The following is a 21,729-nucleotide window of genomic DNA, read 5'->3' as shown; positions in this document are numbered from 1 at the left end:
CTCAGGCACGGTGACCTGAAGGACCGGCTTACATCCCAGCGTCCGGAGGCGCCGATGTCCCAAGTCTTCTCCGAAGAGACCCATCGCAACCTGCTCGCCCGCATCCCCCATTGCACCGGTCGTGAGATCTCCGACTGGCTGCGCACCGTCGACGAAGGCCCGGCACTCTTCCGCTTCGAGGAAAAGGTCAGCTGGCTCCGGCACGAACACAACCTCGCGTACGGCCACGCCAAGGCGATCATCCATGAGTACGACCTGAGGAGGGCCGCGCGCAAACTGCTGTAGGCGACGCGCCGCCGCCCGGCAGACGACGAAGGGCCCCGGCCGGAGCCGGGGCCCTTCGCGCTACGACCGTCGAGGACTAGTCGCTGCTGTTGAGGATCGAAAGGAGCCTCAGGAACTCCAGGTAGATCCACACCAGCGTCAGCGTCAGGCCGAAGGCCGCGAGCCACGCCTCCTCGCGCGGAGCACCGTAGGCGACACCGTCCTCGACCTGCTTGAAGTCCAGGGCGAGGAAGCAGGCGCCGAGGATGATGCCGATGACGCCGAAGACGACACCCAGGGCACCGCTGCGGAAGCCGAGGCCGTCACCGCCGCCGAACACCGCGAACAGCAGGTTCACCATCATCAGCAGGACGAAGCCGAGCGCGGCCGCCATCACGAAGCCGTAGAAGCGCCGGTTGACGCGGATCCAGCCGGCCTTGTAGGCGACCAGCACACCGGCGAAGACCGCCATGGTGCCGATCACGGCCTGCATGGCGGCGCCGTCGGCGATGCGGTTGTCGACGATGTTGGACACGACGCCGAGGAAGACACCCTCGAACGCGGCGTACGCCAGGATCAGCGCGGGCGAGGCCTTGCGCTTGAAGGACTGCACGAACGCCAGGACCATGCCGACCAGCGCGGCGCCGATACCGATGCCGTAGCTACGGCTGATGTTGGCGTCGTCGACCGGCAGCAGGGCCCAGGAGAGCGCCGCGGTGACGATGAGCACACCGAGCGTGCTCGCCGTGCGCAGGACGACGTCGTCGATGGTCATCCGGCCGGTGGTGGCCGGGGCCTGCGGCGGTGCGCCGTACTGCAGGTCCTGCTGGGCGTACGGGTTCTGGGCGTACGGGTTGCCCGTCGGCTGCGCGTACGGGTTGGCCTGTGTGGCGACAGCGGGACCCCCGGCCTGCGGCGCGGTGTTGAAGCCCGCGTAGCCGTTGTCGCGGCTGAACCCCCGTCGCGAGAAGACCGGGTTTCTGCTCCTCATTTCACTCCTCCATGGCCACCAGGCGTGGCCTTGGCTCAAGAGTAATAGGTAGGCAAAGGATTGACCCTAGTGCTTGGGGAGGATCTTTCCCTCGTCGTGCTGCGCAACACGCTACGCGGCTCTGGTGTTCCCCTCACCGGAGGGGCTCATTCATCGCCCGCCGAACGGGAGGCCCGTGTACCCCTCGGCCAGGTCGGTCCCGGCGGCCCGCGAGGAGGCGATCCGCTCCAGCCGGGCGAGCTGGAGCCGGTTCTCGAAGCCGGTCGCGCCGGGGGCCGTGTGCAGGAGGGTGGTCATGTCGTAGGAGAACCGCTCGGCCTGCCAGACCCGGCGCAGGCAGGTGTCCGAATAGGCGTCGAGCAGCTCGGGTGATCCGGTCTCCTTCTGGTGCGTCAGCGCCCGGGCGAACGTCACGACGTCGCCGACGGCGAGATTCAGCCCCTTCGCCCCGGTCGGCGGGACGATGTGCGCCGCGTCGCCGGCGAGGAAGAGGCGGCCGTGGCGCATGGGCTCGTGGACGTAGGAGCGCATGGGCGTGACGGACTTCTGGGTGATCGGACCGCGTTCCAGACGCCAGTCGTCGGCGGTCTCGAAGCGGCGCTCCAGCTCGTCCCAGATGTCCTCGTCGCTCCACTCCGCGGCGTCCGTGCCGTCGGGCACCTGGAGGTAGAGGCGGGAGACGGACGGCGACCGCATGGAGAGCAGGGCGAAGCCGCGGTCGTGGCGGGCGTAGACAAGTTCGTCGTGCGAGGGCGGCACGTCGGCGAGGATGCCGAGCCAGCCGAAGGGATACGTCCGCTCGAACACCTGGGTGAGTCCGGCCGGGACGGCCTTGCGGGCCACGCCCCAGAAGCCGTCGCAGCCGACGACGTAATCGCACTCCAGGACGTCCTCGCGGTCCTCGTGCCGGAAGCGGACGCGCGGGGTGTCCGTGTCCGCGTCCTCCACGGCCAGCGCCTCCGCCTCGAACAGCAGCGGGCCGCCGTCCCTGAGCTGGAGGGCGATGAGGTCCTTGCAGACCTCGGTCTGGGCGTAGACCATCACGGACCGGCCGCCGGTCAGGGCGGGGAAGTCGACGCGGTGGCGCCTGCGGTCGAAGCGGAGTTCGATGCCGTCGTGACGCATCCCCTCGCGGTCCATGCGCTCGCCTGCGCCGGCCGCGCGCAGTACGTCCGCCGTGCCCTGCTCCAGGATCCCGGCCCGCTGCCGCCGCTCGACGTAGGCGCGGTCGCGGCTCTCCAGGACGACCGAGTCGATGCCGGCGACATGGAGCAGCCGGGCGAGGAGGAGGCCGGCGGGGCCCGCTCCGATGATGCCGACGGTGGTGCGCATCGGGCACCTTCTCTCTCTGGTTCGCGGAACCCTGTCCGAACCCTGTCCGAAGCCGTGCGTTGTTCGCACAGTGAAAAATATTTCACTGCGTTCGGATGTGAGTTTCCGACGGCGTGGGCCCGCTGTCAACGGGCATGTCGTGAAGTCTTCAATGAACCATGCAGCGGTCGGAAGGTGCCCGGAGCCGGACTTGAACCGGCACGCCCGCGAAGGGGCAGCGAGGTTTAAGCTCGCCGTGTCTGCATTCCACCATCCGGGCAGGCCATGGGCTCCGCATCGAGGTTCCGAGACTATCGGGACGGTTCACCCGAACAGCGGGAGGGCGGACCGATGTTGTCTTATTTTATTGGCGCCTGAGGGTGCATCAGCCCACGGAATGCGCCATCCGCACTTGCCAATAGCCTTGCGTGCGGACCCCGGCCGCGTATGCGGAATGACGGAATTTCACCGTCTGAACAAGGGCACTCCACCTGTTCTCGACACTGGCCCCCCCAGGTTCTCGACACCGGTCCCCCTCAGGGGTGTTCGTCATCCCCAGGTATGACACCGCACCCCGCGGTCAGCCCGAAGTCCACCTCCGGAACCGGAACAGCGGCTGACTACAGGCGGGCAGAGGACCCGGACGATGGGAGACGTCCTTCCACCGCCGTTCCGACAGGAGTGCCATCCCGTGACCACCGCATCCCTCGCCGACCGGGCCACCACCGTGGCCGCTCGCGCCACGGATCTGTCGAAGATCTACGGACAGGGTGAGACCCAGGTGGTCGCCCTGGACCGGGTCTCCGTCGACTTCCGGCAGGCCGAGTTCACCGCGATCATGGGCCCCTCCGGCTCCGGCAAGTCGACCCTGATGCACTGCGTCGCCGGTCTGGACACCTTCTCCTCGGGGTCGGTGCGCATCGGCGAGACCGAACTGGGCTCCCTGAAGGACAAGCAGCTGACCAAGCTCCGCCGGGACAAGATCGGCTTCATCTTCCAGGCGTTCAACCTGCTGCCGACCCTGACGGCCCTGGAGAACATCACCCTCCCGATGGACATCGCGGGCCGCAAGCCGGACAAGCAGTGGCTGGACTCCGTCATCGGCATGGTCGGCCTGGCGGACCGGCTCGGCCACCGGCCCGCGCAGCTCTCCGGCGGCCAGCAGCAACGCGTCGCCGTGGCGCGGGCGCTGGCCTCCAGGCCGGAGATCATCTTCGGTGACGAGCCCACCGGGAACCTCGACTCGCGCTCCGGCGCCGAGGTCCTGGGCTTCCTGCGCAACTCCGTGCGGGAACTGGGCCAGACGGTGGTGATGGTGACTCACGACCCGGTCGCCGCGGCCTACGCGGACCGGGTCGTCTTCCTCGCGGACGGCCGGATCGTCGACGAGATGCACCGGCCGACGGCCGAGACGGTCCTGGACCGCATGAAGGCGTTCGACGCCAAGGGCCGCACCAGCTGATCCCCCATCAGGACCGACAGGACTGAGAAGAAGAACCCATGTTCCGTACCGCCTTGCGCAACGTGCTCGCGCACAAGGCCCGGCTCCTGATGACCGTGCTCGCCGTGATGCTCGGCGTGGCATTCGTCTCCGGCACCCTGGTCTTCGCCGACACCCTCTCCAACGCCTTCCGCAACCAGTCGGCGAAGAGCTACGACGACGTCGCCGTCGCCATCACCTCGTACGCCGACCCGGACGACGCCAAGAAGGAGCCCGGTCTCTCCCGGAAGACCCTCGACGCAATCGCCGCGGTGGACGGGGTCGACGCCGCGTACGGCCGGGTCGACGGCTTCGCCGGGGTCGCCGACCCCGACGGGAAGCTGATCGGCGTCGGCTGGTCCAACAAGGGCTCCAACTTCGCCCCCGGCAAGGACGGCAAGGACCCCGCCTACACGTTCACCGACGGCTCGGGCCCGGTGAAGGACGATCAGATCGCCCTGGACAAGGAGTCCGCGGCCAAGGGCGAGTACCGGGTCGGCGACCGGGTCCGGGTCGCCACGAACGGGCCGGTGAAGGAGTACACCCTCAGCGGCGTGTTCACCACCGAGGACGGCGCCGTGAACGCCGGCGGCAGCCTGGTCCTCTTCGACACCGCGGTCGCCCAGAAGCAGTACCTCGAGCCCGGCTACTTCCAGAGCGTCACCGTCACCGCCGCCCCCGGTGCGTCCGACGCGAAGATCCTGGACGCGGTCAAGCCGCTGCTGCCGGACACCGCCGAGGCGAAGACCGGCCAGGCGCTCGCGGACGAGCAGGCCGAGCAGATCGAACAGGGACTGGGCAGCCTCAAGCAGGTCCTGCTCGGCTTCGCGGGCATCGCGCTGTTCGTCGGGGTCTTCCTGATCTCCAACACCTTCACCATGCTGGTCGCCCAGCGCACCAAGGAGATCGCGCTGATGCGCGCCGTCGGCGCCTCGCGCCGGCAGATCACCCGCTCGGTGCTCGCCGAGGCGGCGCTGGTGGGCCTGGTCGCCTCGGCGATCGGCTTCGTCCTCGGCATCGGGCTGGCGGTCGGTCTGCGGTCCGGGATGGCCGCGTTCGAGATGAAGATCCCGGGCGGTCCGCTGATCCTGTCCGCCACCCCGGTGATCGCGGCGCTCGGCGTCGGCGTGCTGATCACGATGCTCGCCGCCTGGCTGCCCGGCCGCCGGGCCGCGAAGATCCCGCCGGTGGCGGCCATGAACAGCGTCCACGCGGTGGCCACCACCAAGTCGCTGGTGCTGCGCAACTCCATCGGGGCGGCCATCACCGCCCTCGGCGCGGCCGGGATCGTGCTGGGTGCCTCCTCCGGCGGTGACGACGGCCGGATGTACATCGCGGCGGGCGCGTTCCTCGCGCTGATCGGTGTGATCATCCTGATCCCGCTGCTGTCCCGGCCCGTGATCGCGCTCGTCCGTCCGCTGCTCGTCGGCCCCTTCGGGGTGTCGGGCAAGCTGGCCGGCCAGAACGCGGTCCGCAACCCGCGCCGTACCGGGGCCACCGCCTCGGCGCTGGCGATCGGACTGACGCTGGTGACCGGCCTGTCGGTGCTCGGCGTCACGGTGGGCACGGCCATCGACAAGATGACCACGGACAACATCAAGGCCGACTACATGGTCTCGATGGCGAACGGCCTGGGCCTCGATCCGTCCGCGCTGACGGCGCTGGAGAAGGCCAAGGGCGTCTCGGCGGTCTCGCCGCAGCAGAGCGTCTACTTCGAGACCGGTGACGAGGACTTCGTGTCCGCTTCGGCGGTGACTCCGGGCGACATCGAGAAGGTCCTGAACGTCGACGTCGTCAGTGGCGACATCGGCTCGCTCGCCGAGGGACGGATCGCGGTCGCCGAGAAGACGGCCAGGAGCAAGGGCTGGAAGCCCGGCGACACGGTCCCCGTCACCTTCGACGACGAGAAGAAGGGCACGCTCGAGGTCGGCGCCGTCTACAAGGACAGCGAGTTCCTCTCCCCCGTCCTCGTCGACACGAAGGTCGTGAACCCGCACGAGACGCGGCCGTCCATCCAGCAGATCTTCGTGAAGGTGGACGGCGGCCAGTCCCCGGCGAACGAGAAGGCCCTCATCGACGCGCTGGGCGACAACCCCGCGATCACCGTCATGGACCGGCAGGACATCCGCGACGAGTTCGGCGGCGTCATCAACACACTGCTGAACATCATGTACGGCCTGCTGGCGATGGCCCTGATCATCGCCGTGCTGGGGGTCGTCAACACCCTTGCCATGTCGGTCTTCGAACGGCAGCAGGAGATCGGCATGCTGCGCGCGATCGGTCTCGACCGGCGCCGGGTGAAGCGGATGGTCCGGCTGGAAGCCGTGGTCATCTCGGTGTTCGGCGCGACGGTCGGCATCGGTCTGGGCTCGTTCCTCGGCTGGGCGGTCGGTGAGACCTTCGCGGACAAGATCCCGGGCTACGCGCTGGTCCTGCCCTGGGACCGGATCGGGATCTTCCTGGTGCTGGCCGGCCTGGTGGGCGTCCTCGCGGCGCTGTGGCCGGCCCGCAACGCGGCGAGGCTGAACATGCTGAACGCGATCAAGGCGGAGTGAGCACTCCCGCCACGGCGAAGGGCCGGGCTTCCCACGACGGGGAGTCCGGCCCTTCGGCTCGCGTCCGGATCAACGGTGCTCGGACTCGGTCCACTCGCGGGGGCGCAGCGGCATGCCCGACGCCCCGGACTCGGGGGTCCGCACGGCCAGGACCTGGTTGACGCCGATCCGGTTGCGTTCGAAGGCGAGTGCCGAGGCGGCCATGTAGAGGCGCCAGACGCGGGCGCGGCCGGGGCTGGTGAGCTGGACGGCACGCTTCCAGTCGGCCTCCAGGCGGGCGACCCACTGGCGCAGGGTGAGGGCGTAGTGCTCGCGGATCGACTCGACGTCGCGTACCTCGAAGCCGGCGCGCTCCAGCTGGGTGACGGTGATGCCCACGGGCTGGAGCTCGCCGTCGGGGAAGACGTAGGAGTCGATGAACGCGTCGATGCTGTAGGACGCCTCGTCCCGCTGCGGGCGGCGGGCGATCTGGTGGTTGAGCAGCCGCCCGCCGGGCTTCAGGAGCGTGTGCAGGTCGGTGGCGTAGTCCAGGTACCGCTCGGCGCCCACGTGTTCGGCCATGCCGATGGAGGAGACGGCGTCGTAGGGCCCGTCGCGTACGTCGCGGTAGTCCTGGACACGGATCTCGACCTTGTCGGTGAGGCCCTCGTCGGCGACGCGCTTGCGGGCGTAGGCGGCCTGCTCCTGGGAGAGCGTGACGCCGACGACGCTCACGCCGTGCTCGCGGGCGGCGTGGACGGCCATCGAGCCCCAGCCGCAGCCGACGTCGAGGAGCCGCTGACCGGGCTTCAGGCCGAGCTTGCGGCTGACGAGTTCCAGCTTGTCGTGCTGGGCCTGTTCGAGTGTGCTGTCGGGGGTGGGCCAGTAGGCGCAGGAGTACACCATGGACGGGCCGAGGACGATCTCGTAGAAGTCGTTGCCGACGTCGTAGTGGTGGCTGATGGCCCGTCTGTCGCTGCGTCTGGTGTGCAGATGGCGGCGGGGGCTGCGGGCCTCCTCGCCGGGCGGGGCGGGCGGCAGCGGGACTCCGGCGAGCTTGACGAGGCCGCGTACGGCGGAGCGGACCTCGGGGTCGCGCAGGGCCTGGGTGAGGGTGCGGGCGTCCTCGCCGCGCTCCCAGATGTGACCGGCGAGCAGGTCGAGGGTGGTGTAGAGGTCGCCCTCGATGTCTAGGTCGCCCGCCACCCAGGCACGGGCCAGGCCGAGTTCGCCCGGCTTCCACAGCAGGCGGCGCAGGGCGCGTCGGTTGCGCACGACCAGGGTCGGCGCGCCCGGCGGGCCCGCCTGCGAACCGTCCCAGGCGTGGATGCGCACCGGGAGCGGTGCTCCGAGCAACTGTGCGAAGAGGCCCTGCAGCCGCGGCGCGGCGTCTGCCATGGTGTACACCTCCATGACGAGGATCCCGGAATGTCCGACACCACGTAAACACCTGCGGGGCCCTGGCGCAGTCCCCGGCACGCGTCATGTATGGGCAAAACGGCCCGCCATTCGCCCCTTTCGCCCACGGCCCACCTGACTCGGCCGGTCGTGAGCCGCCCCTCGGCTCGGGCCTTTGGCCCCGAACTGGGGGGCCTCCATCCCCTGCCCCGGCATCCCTGTCGGGTCCCGCCCCCCGGACCGCGGTGGAGCCACCGCCGGCCCCAGCCCGTGCCCCCCGCCTCCGACGGGACTCCGCGACTGGCCGCCCCGGTTCCCAGGTCCATGGCCCACGGCCCACGGCCCACGGCCCACGGCCCACGGCCCACGGCCCACGGCCCACGGCAGGGACTGTGCCCCCCTTGCGGCCCGACGAGAGTCCGCCCCCGAGCCCCGACAAAACCCGCACGCCTCACCACGGCGGGGCCGCCGCCCCCGCTCCCGTCCTGCGGCCCCCGGGAGCACTCCGCCCGGCCACCAGCGGCGACTGCCCCCTCGCAAGCCCCGGCCCCGACACTCCGGGAAGTGACTCGGTGGCCGCGCTCGCAGCCAGGACCGGTCTCGGAAAACCCCGAAGGGCCCCCCGCACCACGGATGGCGGGAGGCCCTTCGGTCAGGCCGGGAACGGACCGGAGGTCAGGAGGCCTTGGCCTTCTGCTCGGTCTTCTCCTTCGGCGCGGAGGCGACCGGGGCCGGCTTGGCGGCCTCGTAGAACTCCTCGCGCGGCGTCTCGATCGCGCCGAGCGAGACGACCTCGCGCTTGAGGAACATGCCGAGCGTCCAGTCGGCGAAGACGCGGATCTTGCGGTTCCAGGTCGGCATCGCCAGACCGTGGTAGCCACGGTGCATGTACCAGGCGAGACGGCCCTTGAGCTTGATCTTCATCTTGCCCATGACGATCATCGCGACGCCCTTGTGGAGGCCGAGGCCGGCCACCGCGCCCTTGTTGGCGTGCGCGTAGCCCTTCTGCGGGAAGCCGCGCATCCCGGAGAGCACGTTGTCACCGAGGACCCGGGCCTGACGCAGCGCGTGCTGGGCGTTCGGCGGGCACCAGGCGTTCTCGTTGCCGGCCTTGCGGGCGGCGAGGTCGGGCACCTGGGCGTTGTCGCCGGCGGCCCAGATGTAGTCGGTGCCCTGGACCTGGAGCGTCGGCGCGCAGTCGACGTGGCCGCGGGGCCCGAGGGGCAGGCCGTAGCGGGACAGGACCGGGTTGGGCTTGACGCCGGCGGTCCAGACGATCGTGTTGGAGTCGACCTCGAGGCCGTTCTTCAGCACCACGTGGCCGTCGACGCAGGAGTCCATGGAGGTGGAGAGGTAGACCTCGACACCGCGGCCCTCGAGGTGCTCCTTGCCGTACTTGCCGAGCTTGGGGCCCACCTCGGGGAGGATCTTGTCGGCGGCGTCGACGAGGATGAAGCGCATGTCCTCACGGGACACGTTCTTGTAGTACTTCGCCGCGTCGCGGGCCATGTCCTCGACCTCGCCGATGGTCTCCGCACCGGCGAACCCGCCGCCCACGAAGACGAAGGTGAGGGCCTTGCGGCGGATGTCCTCGTCCGTGGTCGAGTCGGCCTTGTCGAGCTGCTCGAGGACGTGGTTGCGCAGGCCGATGGCCTCCTCGATGCCCTTCATGCCGATGCCCTGCTCGGCGAGGCCGGGGATCGGGAAGGTGCGGGAGACCGCGCCGAGCGCGACGACCAGGTAGTCGAAGGGCAGCTCGTACGCCTCACCGACCAGCGGGGAGATCGTGGCGACCTTGCGGTCCTGGTCGATGGTGGTGACCCGGCCGGTGAGAACCTCCGCCTTGGGCAGCACGCGTCGCAGCGGGACGACGACGTGACGCGGGGAGATGTTGCCGGCGGCGGCTTCCGGGAGGAAGGGCTGGTAGGTCATGTACGACCGGGGGTCGACGACCGTGACGGTCGCCTCGCCGTAACGCATCTTCTTGAGGATGCGCCGAGCTGCGTACAGGCCTACGTACCCACCGCCTACTACGAGGATCCTGGGACGCTCCGTGGTGCTCATGCCATCGAGTATCCACCCGCCACAGGGGGGTGGCTCGTGCGCCCCTTCACAAGCTCCGACGGGGTGTGTGCTATCCTCCGCCGCCCGCGTGATCCATGTCATGGTGACAACGGGGCTCGTTTGTGCACCCTTGACCGTTGTCAATGCCGCGTGAGCTGCCTCTCTGGGTCCGAGGGGGCTCCGTGAGGTACCCCCGGGGGCCCTCCCCGGCCCCCTTCCCCCACACCTCCTTATCACGCTTCTGAACATGTTCAAGGGCCCGTTGGGCCCCCAGACGGGTCAACCGGGCCCTTGAAGTCGCCCGGGAGTGCCGAATTCCTTGTGAAGAACTTCACGAACTTTCCCGGCGGACCCTCGCCGGGGGCCCCGATCGGAGCCCCCGGACGCGCTCATCCGTGATCCATGCCTGCTCAGAAGCGGCTCACGCCACCGACCACGCGATGCCGTCAAGGATGTCGTGCTCGCTCACCACGACCTCCTCCGCACCGATCCGCTCCATGATCGACAGCAGTACGAGGGCTCCCGCCCCGATCACGTCGACCCGGCCCGGATGCATGGAGGGCACGGCCGCGCGCTCGGCGTGCGTGGAGCGCAGCAGCCACTCGGTGATCTCGCGGACCCGGTCGTGGGAGACGCGGGAGTGGTGGATGGCCTCCGAGTCGTACTCGGGCAGCTCCTGGGCGATCGCCGACACGGTCGTCACCGATCCGGCCAGGCCGACCAGCGTGCGGGCCTCGCGCAGCGGGACCGTCTGCTCGGCGAGGTCGAGGGCGGCCTCGATGTCGGCCCGCATCGCCGCGATCCGATCCTCGGACGGCGGGTCGCTCACCACGCCGTCCCGGACCAGGTGCCGCTCGGTCATGCGGACACAGCCGATGTCCACCGAGCGCGCCGCGCGGACCCGGTCGTCCCCGACGACGAACTCGGTCGAGCCGCCGCCGATGTCCACCACCAGGTAGGGCTTGGGGAGGTGGTCGCCCCCGGCGAGCTCCCTGGTGGCGCCGGTGAAGGAGAACTCGGCCTCCTGGTCCCCGGAGATCACCTCAGGCTCGACGCCCAGGATGTCCAGCACGCCGCGCACGAACTCGTCCCGGTTCTCGGCGTCCCGGGAGGCGGAGGTCGCGACGAACCGCAGCCGCTCCGCCCCGTGCTCCTTGATGATCCCGGCGTACTCGCGGCACGCCGCGAAGGTCCGCTCGAGCGCCTCGGGGGCGAGCCGGCCGGTGCGGTCGACGCCCTGCCCGAGCCGCACGATCGTCATCCTGCGGTCCAGGTCGACCAGCTCACCGGTGACGGGGTCGGCATCGGCGACCAGGAGGCGGATGGAGTTCGTACCGCAGTCCACGGCGGCCACACGGGTCACTGGGCGGCCTCCTCTGCGGTCGTCACGCACGCGCCCTTGAGCCACCACTCCGGCAGCATGGCCAGCGCCTCGTCTCCCAGCGGGTTCACCCCCGGCCCCGCGGCCAGCGAGTGCGCCACCAGCACGTGCAGGCACTTCACCCGGTCGGGCATGCCGCCCGCGCTGGGGAAGTTCCTGAGTTCCTCGATCTCGTCCCGGCGCCTGATGTAGTCCTCGTGCGCCGCCCGGTACGCCGCCGCCAGCTCCGGGTCCGAGGCGAGCCGCTCGGTCATCTCCTTCATCACGCCGTTCGCCTCCAGCGTGCCGATCGCCGAGTTGGCCTTCGGGCACGTCAGGTAGTACAGCGTCGGGAACGGCGTCCCGTCCGGCAGCCGCGGTGCCGTCTCGACGACGTCCGGCTGCCCGCACGGGCACCGGTGCGCGATCGCGCGCAGCCCGCGCGGGGGCCGACCGAGCTGCTGTTTGAAGGCCTCGACGTCCGCGTCGGTGGGCTCGGTGCGCGAAGTGGTCGGCGGGGGCGTTTCCATGACTGTGTTCAGGCTGTCTTTCTCGGGATCACTGGCTGGGAGGTCGGATCACTGGCCGGAGGCGTCGGACTTGTCGACGCCGTCCCAGACGTTGGAGTACCAGGGGCGGTCGGCCGCCCCGAGGTCGGTGCGCGACTGCTTCGCCGCGTGCGGGTCGACGACGATGAATCCCGTCTCCCCGGGCATGACGTAGTGCAACCGCTGCCGGACCTGCTGCTCGGCGTACGCGTCGTCCTGCCAGCGCGCCTTCTGGTCACGCAGCCGTTCCACGCGCTGCCGGGCCTCCTGCTGCTCCTGACGCAGGTCGTCGATCTCGGCGCGCTGGGAGACGTACTCCCGCATCGGGTAGGCCAGCGCGACGATCAGCGAGCACATCACCAGGGCGAGCAGCGCGGCCCGGCCGGTGAGCCGGGAGCGGCGGGCCTGGCGCCGGGTCTGGGAACGGTAGACCCGGGCCGCGGTCTGCTCGCCGAGCAGCCGGATCCTGGTCGCGGTGGAGAACCGGTCCCGGTCCTTCACGGCCATGTCTGTCCGCCTCCCGCTCCACCGTCCTGTGCGCGCACGCCGCCGTCCTGTGCGCGTACGTCCCCGCACACGGTACGGGACCGAGTACGGGGACGTACGTACGACGCTGCCTCTCGCGGGCCGGGTCAGCCCTTGAAGCGCGGGAACGCGCTGCGTCCGGCGTACACCGCCGCGTCGTCGAGGATCTCCTCGATGCGCAGCAGCTGGTTGTACTTGGCGACGCGCTCGGAGCGGGCCGGGGCGCCGGTCTTGATCTGGCCGCAGTTGGTGGCGACGGCCAGGTCGGCGATGGTGACGTCCTCGGTCTCGCCGGAGCGGTGGGACATCATGCACTTGAAGCCGTTGCGCTGGGCCAGCTCGACGGCGTCGAGGGTCTCGGTGAGCGAACCGATCTGGTTGACCTTGACCAGCAGGGCGTTGGCCGCACCCTCCTCGATGCCGCGGGCCAGGCGCTCGGGGTTGGTGACGAACAGGTCGTCGCCGACGAGCTGGACCTTGTCACCGAGCTTGTCGGTGATGGTCTTCCAGCCCTCCCAGTCGTCCTCGAACAGCGGGTCCTCGATGGAGACGAGCGGGTACGCGTCGACGAGCTCCGCATAGTACTCGGTCATCTCGGCGGCCGAGCGGTCCTTGCCCTCGAAGGTGTAGACGCCGTCCTTGTAGAACTCGGACGCGGCGACGTCGAGGGCGAGGGCGATCTGCTCGCCCGGGGTGTAGCCGGCTTCCTTGATGGCCTCGAGGATGAGGTCGAGGGCCTCGCGGTTGGAGCCCAGGTTCGGGGCGAAACCACCCTCGTCGCCGAGGCCGGTGGCCAGGCCCTTGCTCTTCAGGACCTTCTTCAGGGTGTGGTAGACCTCGGCGCCCCAGCGCAGGGCCTCGGAGAAGGACTCCGCGCCGATCGGGGCGATCATGAACTCCTGGATGTCCACGTTGGAGTCGGCGTGCGAGCCGCCGTTCAGGATGTTCATCATCGGCACCGGCAGCAGGTGCGCGTTCGGGCCGCCCAGGTAGCGGAACAGCGGCAGGTCGCTGGCCTCGGAGGCGGCGTGGGCGACGGCGAGGGAGACGCCGAGGATGGCGTTGGCGCCGAGGGAGCCCTTGTTGTCGGTGGCGTCCAGGTCGAACATGGCCTGGTCGATCAGGCGCTGCTCGGTGGCGTCGTAGCCGACGAGCTCCGGGCCGATCTGCTCGATGACCGCGAGGACGGCCTTCTCCACACCCTTGCCGAGGTAGCGGTTCGAGTCGCCGTCGCGGAGCTCGATGGCCTCGAAGGCGCCCGTGGAGGCGCCGGACGGGACGGCGGCACGACCGGTGCTGCCGTCGTCGAGGCCGACCTCGACCTCGACCGTGGGGTTGCCTCGGGAGTCCAGGATTTCCCGGGCTACGACGACGTCGATGGACGGCACGAGCATCTCCTTCTTGGTGTGACGCGTGGTACGCGGGCCGCTCGGGCCCCGCGGGGTGCGGGCCGGTGGCTCGCGACATGAGCCTAACCGGCTCGGGGCGATCGGCCACCGGGTCGCCCACCCCATGGACAGAACCGAGAGTAAATTGTTTCCGAACGGAACAAAGCAAGGATGCCAAGACCGGCAGAAAAAACCCCGCTCCGGCGCGTACGGGGGAACACGCACCGGAGCGGGGAGCCCGTGGGGACGGGGCGGGGCGCTGCTTACTTCAGGTGCAGCTGCTGGCCCGGGTAGATGAGGTTGGCGTCCTCGATGATGTCCTCGTTCAGCTGGTGGAGCTTCTCCCAGCCGCCCTCGACCTTCTCCTCGGCGGCGATGGAGCTGAGGGTGTCGCCCTCGACGACCTTGTACTCGCCGTCGCCCTTCTCGACCTTCTCACCGGTGGGGGTGGTGACGGTCTTCTTGGCGGCCGGGCGCTCGTCGGAGCGGGAGGCCGGCTGCTGCTGGGTCTCGCGGGTCTCGGTGCTCTGCTGGGTGGAGCTGTCCGAGTCGCTGGCGGAGCCGCCGGTGGAGCCGGCGCTCGACAGGCCCTTGCCGCAGACCGGCCAGGCACCCTTGCCCTGGCTCGCGAGGACCTTCTCGGCGATCTCGATCTGCTGCGCCTTGGTGGCCTGGTCGGCGGTGGAGGCGTACTGGGTGCCGCCGTAGCCGGACCAGGTGGAGGCGGAGAACTGCAGACCGCCGTAGTAGCCGTTGCCCGTGTTGATGGACCAGTTGCCGCCGGACTCGCACTGGGCCACGGCGTCCCACTCGGAGGTGGTGGCGGCGGAGGCGTTGCCGGCCGCCATCAGCGGGGCGGCGACGGCGGCGCCGGCGACCCCGGCGACGGCGATGGCACGGGTGGCCTTGGACGGACGGCGGTGCTTGCCCTTGCTGGAAAACAGCATGGATGGATCCCCTCACCGACGCCTGCGAGGTGAGCTGTCGGGTTCGGGCCGGTTGAGTTGCCCGGCCGCGCCCCTCCCGGGACGCGGCTTCACCCCAAGCCCTTCCGGCACAACCGGCCGGTCGGGCACCTACCTTGGGTCCCCCGCTCCTGCCTACGGCGCTTGACGCGACGACTGTTCCCGTGCGGCCGCTGGCAGGATTCGGCGTTGCGGCAGCCGGGGCTCGCGGTGGCGAGCGGTCATGACCGTAGGCACGCGATCCGTCGAATTTCAAAGCCGATCGGGTCTTCTGAGATCTATCTCTCACCGCACCCATTCGGGACATTGGGCGCGAATCGTGGCCTGAAATCGCCCGGTTTCGGGGGGACTTCCGCCGCTGTTTCCGCGCCCCCCGCCGGCTACTCCTGGTCCGCGTCGCCCTCTACCGTGAGCCTCTGGCCGGGGCGGATGAGGTTCGGATCGAGGCCGACGGCCTCCCTGTTGCCGACGTAGAGCGCGCGCCATCCACCGCTGAGGTCAAGGGAGTCGGCGATGGCGGAAAGGCTGTCACCGGAGCGCACGACGTACGAGCCGTCTCCCGCGTCGCGGGAAGCGCCGTCGCCGCGCGAGGCGTGCCGGCCCGCGGACTCGTTCGTACGGCCGCTCGCGGACCCGGCGTTCTCGTCGGCACTGGGGCCGCGGTGACGGCCGGAGCCGGTGCCGGCGGGCGACGTGGACTCGCCACCCTGCCGCGAGTTGCCGGGCTCGTCGCTCCCGGAGCCGCCCGACCGGGCGCCACCGGACTGCTGGTCCCGCGAGGCGGAATCGGCAGACTCGGGCGACTTGGCTGAATTGTCGCTTTGATCCTCTGTGGACGACGTGTCAGACGGCGACGGGGAAGAGTCAGCGGAAGGGGACGACTCGGACGTGCCGAGCAATCCGGGTGAGTCCGTCGAATCAGACGAACCGGAAGAGTCGGACGAGTCGGATGACCCCGATGCGTCCGACCCCTTGTCCTGCTCGAGACCGGAGAGCAGCCCGCAGGTGCGCCAGGCGCCGACCCCCTGGTCGGCGAGAATTCTCTCGGCCACGGCTATCTGCTGCGAGCGACTGGCCAGATCGGCGCTCGGGGCGTAGTCCAGGCCGCCGTGGTTCTCCCAGTTCTCCTGGGACAGCGCCAGGCCGCCGAAGTAGCCGTTGCCGCTGTTCTGGCTCCAGGCGCCGCCGGTCTCGCAGTCCGCGACCCGGTCCCAGGTCGTGCCGTCGGCCGCGCTCGCGCCGGAGGCCCCGAGGAGCGGGATCGCGATGGCGGAGCCGGTCACTCCGGCCGCGACGAGGAGAGCCGGAGCCTGGCGGGGGCGACGGTGCCGACCGTTCCCGGAGAGCATGCGGAAACCTTTCGCGAGACAGCAGTGACCGACACGGGGCAACGCCCGGGCCGTATTGATGGGTGAACGTATCGGCAGACGATCACTTGTCACAAGTTAATGCCGCGTAGATCACGTGAAGATCACAGTCCTGATGTTTCGTCACCCGCCGGCCGGTGCGAACTCCACCGGCAGGGTGCGCAGACCGCGCATGATGAGACCGCCGCGCCACCTCAGCTCGGCCGGATCGGCCGCGAGCCGCAGGTCGGGGAGACGGGTGAGGAGCGTGGCCAGCGCGGTCTGCCCCTCCAGACGGGCGAGCGGCGCGCCGAGGCAGTAGTGGATGCCGTGCCCGTAACCGAGGTGCTGGTTGTCGCGGCGGGCGAGGTCGAGCACGTCCGGATCGGCGAACCGCTCCGGGTCCCGGTCGGCGGCGGCCAGGACGACGAGGACCGGATCGCCGGGTTCGATGCGCTGCCCGCCGATGGTGAGCGGCTGGGTGGCGAAGCGCCACGTGGCGAGCTCCACGGGACCGTCGAAGCGGAGCAGTTCCTCGACGCCGGTCTCCAGCAGGCCCGTCTGCCCGGCGGCGAGGGACGCCTGGAGCCGCGCGCGCTGCTCGGGGTGGGTGAGCAGGGCGTAGGTGCCGTTGCCGATGAGGTTGACGGTCGTTTCGAATCCGGCGAACAGCAGGATGAAGGCCATGGCGGCGGCCTCGTTCTCGGTGAGGTGCTCACCGTGGTCGGAGGCGCGGATGAGCCCGGAGATGAGGTCCTCGCCCGGGGCGGGTTCGGCGGGCAGCGCCTCCCGCTTGCGGTGGATGAGGTCGGCGAGGTAGCCGCGCATCTTCTTCACGGACCGCGCCACACCACCCCGGGGCCCGCCCTGGTGACGGATCATCATGCCCGCCCAGTCGCGGAAGTCGTCCTGGTCCTCGCGGGGGACGCCGAGCAGGTCGCAGATGGCGTAGATGGGCAGCGGGAACGCGAACTCGTGGATGAGGTCCGCGGACCCCTTCTCCGCGAACCCGTCGATGAGGCTGTCGGTGAGCTGCTGCACCCGGGGCGCGAACTCGGCGACCCGCCGGGGTGTGAACGCCTTGGACACCAGCCGCCGCAGCCGGGTGTGGTCCGGCGGGTCGATGTTCAGCAGATGCGTCATCAGCTCCGCCTTGCGCTCGCCGGGGATACCGGTCTTGCCCTTGGCGTGCGCGGGCTCGTCGTGATGCGCGGGATTCTTGGACAGCCGGTTGTCCGCGAGGGTCTGCTTGGCGTCGGCGTACCGCGTGACCAGCCAGGCCTCCACACCGCTGGGAAGCCTGGTGCGGTGCACGGGGGCGTGGTCGCGGAGCCAGGCGTAGGCGGGATACGGGTCGCTCGCGAACTCCCAGGTGAAGAGCTCGGGGGCGGGCGCGGACGGGTCGGGCGGCTGGGGCAGGTCGGTCACTCCTCGACGGTATCCGCCCCGCGGGGCCCGCCGGTCTCCCGCCGTCGCGATCAGCCCTCGGCCTCCCGGATCGCGTCCCGGTACGCGCGGGCCGCCGCTCTCAGGGCCGCCTCCGGGTCCACGCCCTCCGACTCGGCGCGGACCGCCAGGGCCAGCAGGTCGTAGCCGACGCCCTCCACGCGAGGGAGCGGTACGTCCAGATGCGCGGTGCGTGCGCGCGAGGCCAGCTTGGCGGCGAGGGCCAGGCCCGGCTGGCCCAGGGGGATGCCCTCGGTGACCGAGGTCCGCTGCTTCTCGACCGCCTTGGTGCGCAGCCACTGCGCCCTGACCTCCTCCGGCGTGGTGGCCGTCGCGTCGCCGAAGACGTGCGGGTGGCGGCGGATCAGCTTGGCGACGATGCCGGCCGCCACGTCGTCGATGGAGAAGGCCTCCTCCCCGTCCTCCGGGCGGCCCTCCTCGGCGATCCGGGCGTGGAAGACGACCTGGAGGAGGACGTCACCGAGCTCCTCGCGCAGTTCGTCGCGGTCGCCCTCCTCGATCGCCTCGACGAGTTCGTACGCCTCCTCGATGCCGTATTTGGCGAGGCCTTTGTGGGTCTGCTGGGACGACCACGGACACTCGGCGCGGATGCGGTCCATGACCTGGACCAGGTCCAGCAGGCGGGCACCGGGCAGGTCGTAGGACGCGGGCAGCAGCTCCAGCTCCGGCATCGCGACGCGGCCGGTGCCGGCGAGGCGGGCCAGGCCGTCCGTCAGAGCCGGCTCGCCCTCCCCCGTCGCCACGACGACCACCGTGCGCCCGCCCGCGCAGGCGCCGACCAGTTCCTGAGCGGTCGGGGACGCCTCGTCCACCGGTATCCCCGCCTCGCGCAGGTACGGCAGCTGCGGATGCGCGCCGTCCGCGCACAGCACCCGGTCGGCCGCGCGCAGCGCCTGCCAGGCGGGCCAGGACAGCAGGCCGGGGGCGACGCGGTGGCTGGTGGTGAGCAGGACGATGCGGCCGGGGCCGAGGCGGGCGGTCCGGTCGGGGCCCGGGGTGGCTTCGGGGCTGTTGGCGTTCACGGTTCGAAACTAACCCACGCCGCCGACAGCCCCCGGAGTCGTCCACAGGGCCGCCCCGGGGGGACAGGGCCCCGCTACATGCGCTGCTGTGCCTGAGCCGCCGTGACGTCCCGCACCCACGGCGTCTTCGCGTCGGCGCGGCTGCTCTTCTGGACGTCCCAGGTGCCGTAGCGCGGGTTGAGGTCGACGTTCAGGTCCTTGGAGGCGTCGGACAGGGCCTTCCAGAACTCGGGGCGGCTGGTGTCGGTGCCGAGTTTCCCGGCGAGCTTCTGGGCCTGAAGCTGGAGGCGGAGGTTCTCCTCGAGGCGCTGCGGCGGGACGCCGTACTGCTGCAGCCAGGTCGTCTCCAGCGCCTTGGCGCCACCGGCCTGCTCCTCCAGGCCGGACCGCATCTCCTGGACCTCCCTGCGGCTGACGGTCACACCGGCGTTCTCGGCGGCACGGTGCAGCACCCGGTCGAGGACCATGGTGTGCAGGGTGTCGCGGCTGAGGGTGCCGGTCCGGGCGATGACCTGCTGGTACTGGGCGTCGTCGCGCACGGCCGCCCGCTGGGCCGCGCGTACCTCGTCGACCCGCTCCTCCAGCTGGGAGACGGTGATCCGCTGCCCGCCGACCACGGCGGCCGCGCCGGGATGGGCGTCGTTTCCGCAGGCGGTGAGCAGGGGCGCCGCGGCGGCGATCGCGGCGGTGAGGACGAGCGCGGTGCGACGGCGGCGGTGCAAGGAAGCCTCCCGAGGAGATTGTGCGACGGTGCACAAGGTCTTGCGGTGATCGATGGTAGGCAGTGGGCAAGCTCTGGCCAACCCATTCGACCAACGATTCACCAGGACTTCCGGCACCGCCGCGCCCCGGCGCGGTCGTCAGCCCCGGACCTGCCCCAGCCACTGGAGGGTCCGGTGGATCTCCGCGCCGAGCGGATGACCGGGGCCGTGGGTGCGCTCCACGTCGTGCAGCAGCCGGGCCAGGGTGTCGTGCGCGGCGCCGCGGTCGCCGAGGGCGAGCAGGAGATGGCCGATGCGGCGGCGGACGTCGTGCGCCAGCTCCGGGCCACCGGCGGCGACGTACTGGTTCTCGTAGTACGGCAGCACCGCCCGGTACTCGGCGAGCGCCGCGGCCGGTTCGCCCAGCTGTTCCAGGCACTGTGCGGCCTCGTAGCGGAACCGCAGGGACTGCGGGTCGGCCTGGCCGGCCTCGGCGGCGCGTTCGTCGGCGAGACGGCGCAGCTCGGGCAGGGCGCGCCGGTACTGGCCGTCGTCCAGGAGCGTGGCCGCGTACTGCTTGCGCAGGGTGCGCACGACCGGGGAGTGCTCGCCGTGCTGTTCGGCCGCGGCGGGCAGGATCGCGCCGAGGATGTCGACGGCCTGGGTGACGCGGCCCTCTCCGAGGAGCCTTTTCACCTCGTCGACGGCGCGGGCTATGTCCGTGTTCCCCGCGGTCTCGGTGGCGGACGCGGCGGGCGCGGGCTGCGGTGCCGGGGTGCGCGCGCGATCCGGCCAGGGGGCGTGCGGGCGCAGGAACGGGCGGGTGGGGTCGAGGGGCGCTCCGGTGGGCGTGCCACGCGCGGGCAGGAGCGGTTCCAGGTGCTCGTACACCTCCTGCGCGGAGGCGGGCCGGTGCTGCGGATCCTTGGCGAGCAGGCGCAGCACGAGGGCTTCCAGGGCCTCGGGGACCTCGGCGCGGGCGCGGCGTACCGGCAGCGGCGGTTCGTACAGGTGCCGGTGCAGGACGCCGAGTGCCGTGGACCCGGAGAACGGCACGTCGCCGCTGAGGAGTTCGTGCAGGAGCACACCGAGCGCGTACAGGTCGGTGTACGGGCCGACCGCGCCGCCCATGGCCTGCTCGGGGGCCATGTAGGCGGGCGAGCCGATGGGGGTGCCGGTGTGCGTGAGACGGGTGGTGTCGGCGTCCATGACGGAGGCGACGCCCAGGTCGAGAACGGTGACCGTGCCGTCCTGCTTCACCATGACGTTGCGCGGCTTGAGGTCGCGGTGGACGATCGGCACGGCGTGCACGGCGCTCAGCACGGCGCACAGCTGCGCGGCGACCGCGACCGCCCATGGCCAGGGGTACGGGGTGTGCTCGGCCAGGTGGTCGGCGAGGTCGGCGCCGTCGACGTACTGCATGACGAGGAACAGCTCCTCGCCCTCACTTCCCGCGTCGTGCACCGTGACCAGACCGGGATGGTCGACCTGCGCGGTCACCCGGCACTCGCGCACGAAGCGCCGGCGCAGTTCGTCCGCGTCCTGTCCGGCCACCTTGTCGGGGCGCAGCAGCTTCACCGCCACGCGCCGGTCGAGCCGCTGGTCGTACGCCGCCCAGACCTGTCCCATGCCGCCCTGGCCGAGGAGCGTGGACAGTTCGTAACGGCCGGCGACGACCCGTCCTGCCGCCGCGCTCACCTGCCGCCCTCGGCGTCACCGGGGGTGCCGTCCGGCCTGCCCTGGTGCCGGCGCAGGTAGTCGCTGAGCTCGTCGAGTTCGGCGCGTACCTGGTCGATGCGGGCCGGCGCGGGGTGCTGAGGCGGCTGAGGGGGCGGTTGCGGGACGGGCGTCGAGGTGGGGGCGTAGGGCGCCGCGGCGGGCGGACAGCCGTACGGCGGCAGCTGGTTGGGCACGGTCGACACATGGGGCGGCGCGTAACCGGTCAACTGCCGTGGCGTGCTGTGGTGGCCGATGTCGACGATCAGGAAGTAGATGGCCGAGCCCAGGCCGAGCAGCATGATCGACCCCACCGCGATGTCCGTCCGGTAGTCCTCCTCCGGCAGTGCGCCGACCACCGCGAAGCAGGCGATGGACACCGGCAGGCTCACCCAGGCCGCCGCCCAGTCGAGCGCCCTGCCGCGCAGGAAGGCGACCCGGAACAGCGGTACGCAGGCCAGCAGGCCGCACGTGAGGAAACCGGCTGCGGCGAACAGCACGCGCAGGGAGATGACCGTTGCCGCGCTGCGGGAGGGCGGCGCCGCGCCGTGGCCGTACATGACTGCTCCTGGACCGGTGTAGCCGATGGAAGGGGACGTGCGAGTGACAGAGCCCGGTTGGGAATCCGAGCGTATAGCCCGACACGGAC

At 70.8% G+C, this 21,729-nt stretch carries 18 protein-coding genes, 1 tRNA gene and 1 riboswitch; of the genes, 3 read left to right on the top strand and 16 right to left on the bottom strand.

Features of this window, described 5'->3' with window-relative positions:
• Positions 1 to 54: 54 nt before the first annotated feature.
• Positions 55 to 285: a DUF4287 domain-containing protein gene (locus IE212_RS16390; RefSeq protein ID WP_030242638.1), complete on the top strand. Its 231-nt coding sequence runs from the start codon at positions 55 to 57 to the stop codon at positions 283 to 285.
• A gap of 76 nt (positions 286 to 361) precedes the next feature.
• On the opposite strand, the gene IE212_RS16385 is transcribed toward IE212_RS16390, so the two are convergent.
• The 3 genes from IE212_RS16385 to IE212_RS16375 form a co-directional block, all read right to left on the bottom strand.
• Positions 362 to 1,255 carry a Bax inhibitor-1/YccA family protein gene (locus IE212_RS16385; RefSeq protein WP_190198569.1) on the bottom strand — a complete coding sequence of 298 codons (894 nt, stop codon included), beginning with the start codon at positions 1,253 to 1,255 and terminating at the stop codon, positions 362 to 364.
• 150 nt (positions 1,256 to 1,405) lie between these two features.
• Complete coding sequence (locus tag IE212_RS16380; RefSeq protein ID WP_190198568.1) at positions 1,406 to 2,587, bottom strand: 4-hydroxybenzoate 3-monooxygenase; 1,182 nt, start codon at positions 2,585 to 2,587, stop codon at positions 1,406 to 1,408.
• A gap of 175 nt (positions 2,588 to 2,762) precedes the next feature.
• Positions 2,763 to 2,846: transfer RNA gene (locus IE212_RS16375), tRNA-Leu, on the bottom strand.
• Between the two features lie 411 nt (positions 2,847 to 3,257).
• On the opposite strand from IE212_RS16375, the gene IE212_RS16370 reads away from it, so the two are divergent.
• Both IE212_RS16370 and IE212_RS16365 read left to right on the top strand, forming a co-directional pair.
• Positions 3,258 to 4,028 carry an ABC transporter ATP-binding protein gene (locus IE212_RS16370; RefSeq protein WP_190198567.1) on the top strand — a complete coding sequence of 257 codons (771 nt, stop codon included), beginning with the start codon at positions 3,258 to 3,260 and terminating at the stop codon, positions 4,026 to 4,028.
• 38 nt (positions 4,029 to 4,066) lie between these two features.
• A complete protein-coding gene (locus IE212_RS16365) occupies positions 4,067 to 6,601 on the top strand; it encodes an ABC transporter permease (protein WP_190198566.1) in 2,535 nt (844 codons plus the stop codon).
• 69 nt (positions 6,602 to 6,670) lie between these two features.
• On the opposite strand, the gene IE212_RS16360 is transcribed toward IE212_RS16365, so the two are convergent.
• The 13 genes from IE212_RS16360 to IE212_RS16300 all read right to left on the bottom strand — a co-directional run bounded on the left by IE212_RS16360 (position 6,671) and on the right by IE212_RS16300 (position 21,640).
• On the bottom strand, positions 6,671 to 7,978 hold the full coding sequence (locus IE212_RS16360) for a class I SAM-dependent methyltransferase (protein ID WP_190198565.1): 1,308 nt from the start codon (positions 7,976 to 7,978) through the stop codon (positions 6,671 to 6,673).
• A gap of 675 nt (positions 7,979 to 8,653) precedes the next feature.
• Positions 8,654 to 10,042: an NAD(P)/FAD-dependent oxidoreductase gene (locus IE212_RS16355; RefSeq protein ID WP_190198564.1), complete on the bottom strand. Its 1,389-nt coding sequence runs from the start codon at positions 10,040 to 10,042 to the stop codon at positions 8,654 to 8,656.
• Positions 10,043 to 10,463: 421 nt separating this feature from the next.
• A complete protein-coding gene (locus IE212_RS16350; RefSeq protein ID WP_190198563.1) occupies positions 10,464 to 11,405 on the bottom strand; it encodes a Ppx/GppA phosphatase family protein in 942 nt (313 codons plus the stop codon).
• Positions 11,402 to 11,932: a DUF501 domain-containing protein gene (locus tag IE212_RS16345; RefSeq protein WP_190198562.1), complete on the bottom strand. Its 531-nt coding sequence runs from the start codon at positions 11,930 to 11,932 to the stop codon at positions 11,402 to 11,404. Before IE212_RS16345 ends, IE212_RS16350 begins: the two co-directional genes overlap by 4 nt.
• A 48-nt stretch (positions 11,933 to 11,980) precedes the next feature.
• Positions 11,981 to 12,457, bottom strand: a complete 477-nt coding sequence (locus tag IE212_RS16340) for an FtsB family cell division protein (RefSeq protein WP_190198561.1) — start codon at positions 12,455 to 12,457, stop codon at positions 11,981 to 11,983.
• 125 nt (positions 12,458 to 12,582) lie between these two features.
• Positions 12,583 to 13,863, bottom strand: a complete 1,281-nt coding sequence (gene eno, locus IE212_RS16335; RefSeq protein WP_030242663.1) for a phosphopyruvate hydratase — start codon at positions 13,861 to 13,863, stop codon at positions 12,583 to 12,585.
• 263 nt (positions 13,864 to 14,126) lie between these two features.
• Positions 14,127 to 14,810: a LysM peptidoglycan-binding domain-containing protein gene (locus IE212_RS16330; protein WP_190198560.1), complete on the bottom strand. Its 684-nt coding sequence runs from the start codon at positions 14,808 to 14,810 to the stop codon at positions 14,127 to 14,129.
• 4 nt (positions 14,811 to 14,814) lie between these two features.
• A riboswitch (cyclic di-AMP (ydaO/yuaA leader) is annotated at positions 14,815 to 14,981 on the bottom strand.
• A 227-nt stretch (positions 14,982 to 15,208) separates the two neighbouring features.
• Positions 15,209 to 16,177, bottom strand: coding sequence for a LysM peptidoglycan-binding domain-containing protein (locus IE212_RS16325; protein ID WP_190198559.1), 969 nt, complete (start codon positions 16,175 to 16,177; stop codon positions 15,209 to 15,211).
• A 141-nt stretch (positions 16,178 to 16,318) separates the two neighbouring features.
• Complete coding sequence (locus tag IE212_RS16320; RefSeq protein WP_190198558.1) at positions 16,319 to 17,602, bottom strand: cytochrome P450 family protein; 1,284 nt, start codon at positions 17,600 to 17,602, stop codon at positions 16,319 to 16,321.
• A 50-nt stretch (positions 17,603 to 17,652) separates the two neighbouring features.
• Positions 17,653 to 18,663, bottom strand: coding sequence for a nucleoside triphosphate pyrophosphohydrolase (locus IE212_RS16315; protein WP_190198557.1), 1,011 nt, complete (start codon positions 18,661 to 18,663; stop codon positions 17,653 to 17,655).
• A gap of 74 nt (positions 18,664 to 18,737) precedes the next feature.
• Complete coding sequence (locus IE212_RS16310) at positions 18,738 to 19,385, bottom strand: SurA N-terminal domain-containing protein (RefSeq protein WP_190198556.1); 648 nt, start codon at positions 19,383 to 19,385, stop codon at positions 18,738 to 18,740.
• A gap of 138 nt (positions 19,386 to 19,523) precedes the next feature.
• Positions 19,524 to 21,020 carry a serine/threonine-protein kinase gene (locus IE212_RS16305; protein WP_268250706.1) on the bottom strand — a complete coding sequence of 499 codons (1,497 nt, stop codon included), beginning with the start codon at positions 21,018 to 21,020 and terminating at the stop codon, positions 19,524 to 19,526.
• 38 nt (positions 21,021 to 21,058) lie between these two features.
• Positions 21,059 to 21,640: a hypothetical protein gene (locus IE212_RS16300; RefSeq protein WP_190198554.1), complete on the bottom strand. Its 582-nt coding sequence runs from the start codon at positions 21,638 to 21,640 to the stop codon at positions 21,059 to 21,061.
• Between the last annotated feature and the right edge of the window lie 89 nt (positions 21,641 to 21,729).

The sequence above is a fragment of the Streptomyces djakartensis genome (assembly GCF_014651075.1).
Lineage (GTDB): Bacteria > Actinomycetota > Actinomycetes > Streptomycetales > Streptomycetaceae > Streptomyces > Streptomyces djakartensis.
The sequence above is the reverse complement of the archived record's forward strand: the minus strand, read 5'-3'. Positions and strand labels throughout refer to the sequence as shown.

Excerpts from the sequence above, each read along its gene's own strand:
- IE212_RS16390 (WP_030242638.1), top strand. The coding sequence starts at position 55 with ATGTCCCAAGTCTTCTCCGAAGAGACCCATCGCAACCTGCTCGCCCGC.
- IE212_RS16385 (WP_190198569.1), bottom strand. The coding sequence starts at position 1,255 with ATGAGGAGCAGAAACCCGGTCTTCTCGCGACGGGGGTTCAGCCGCGAC.
- IE212_RS16380 (WP_190198568.1), bottom strand. The coding sequence starts at position 2,587 with ATGCGCACCACCGTCGGCATCATCGGAGCGGGCCCCGCCGGCCTCCTC.
- IE212_RS16365 (WP_190198566.1), top strand. The coding sequence starts at position 4,067 with ATGTTCCGTACCGCCTTGCGCAACGTGCTCGCGCACAAGGCCCGGCTC.
- IE212_RS16360 (WP_190198565.1), bottom strand. The coding sequence starts at position 7,978 with ATGGCAGACGCCGCGCCGCGGCTGCAGGGCCTCTTCGCACAGTTGCTC.
- IE212_RS16355 (WP_190198564.1), bottom strand. The coding sequence starts at position 10,042 with ATGAGCACCACGGAGCGTCCCAGGATCCTCGTAGTAGGCGGTGGGTAC.
- IE212_RS16345 (WP_190198562.1), bottom strand. The coding sequence starts at position 11,932 with ATGGAAACGCCCCCGCCGACCACTTCGCGCACCGAGCCCACCGACGCG.
- IE212_RS16340 (WP_190198561.1), bottom strand. The coding sequence starts at position 12,457 with ATGGCCGTGAAGGACCGGGACCGGTTCTCCACCGCGACCAGGATCCGG.
- IE212_RS16330 (WP_190198560.1), bottom strand. The coding sequence starts at position 14,810 with ATGCTGTTTTCCAGCAAGGGCAAGCACCGCCGTCCGTCCAAGGCCACC.
- IE212_RS16325 (WP_190198559.1), bottom strand. The coding sequence starts at position 16,177 with ATGCTCTCCGGGAACGGTCGGCACCGTCGCCCCCGCCAGGCTCCGGCT.
- IE212_RS16300 (WP_190198554.1), bottom strand. The coding sequence starts at position 21,640 with ATGTACGGCCACGGCGCGGCGCCGCCCTCCCGCAGCGCGGCAACGGTC.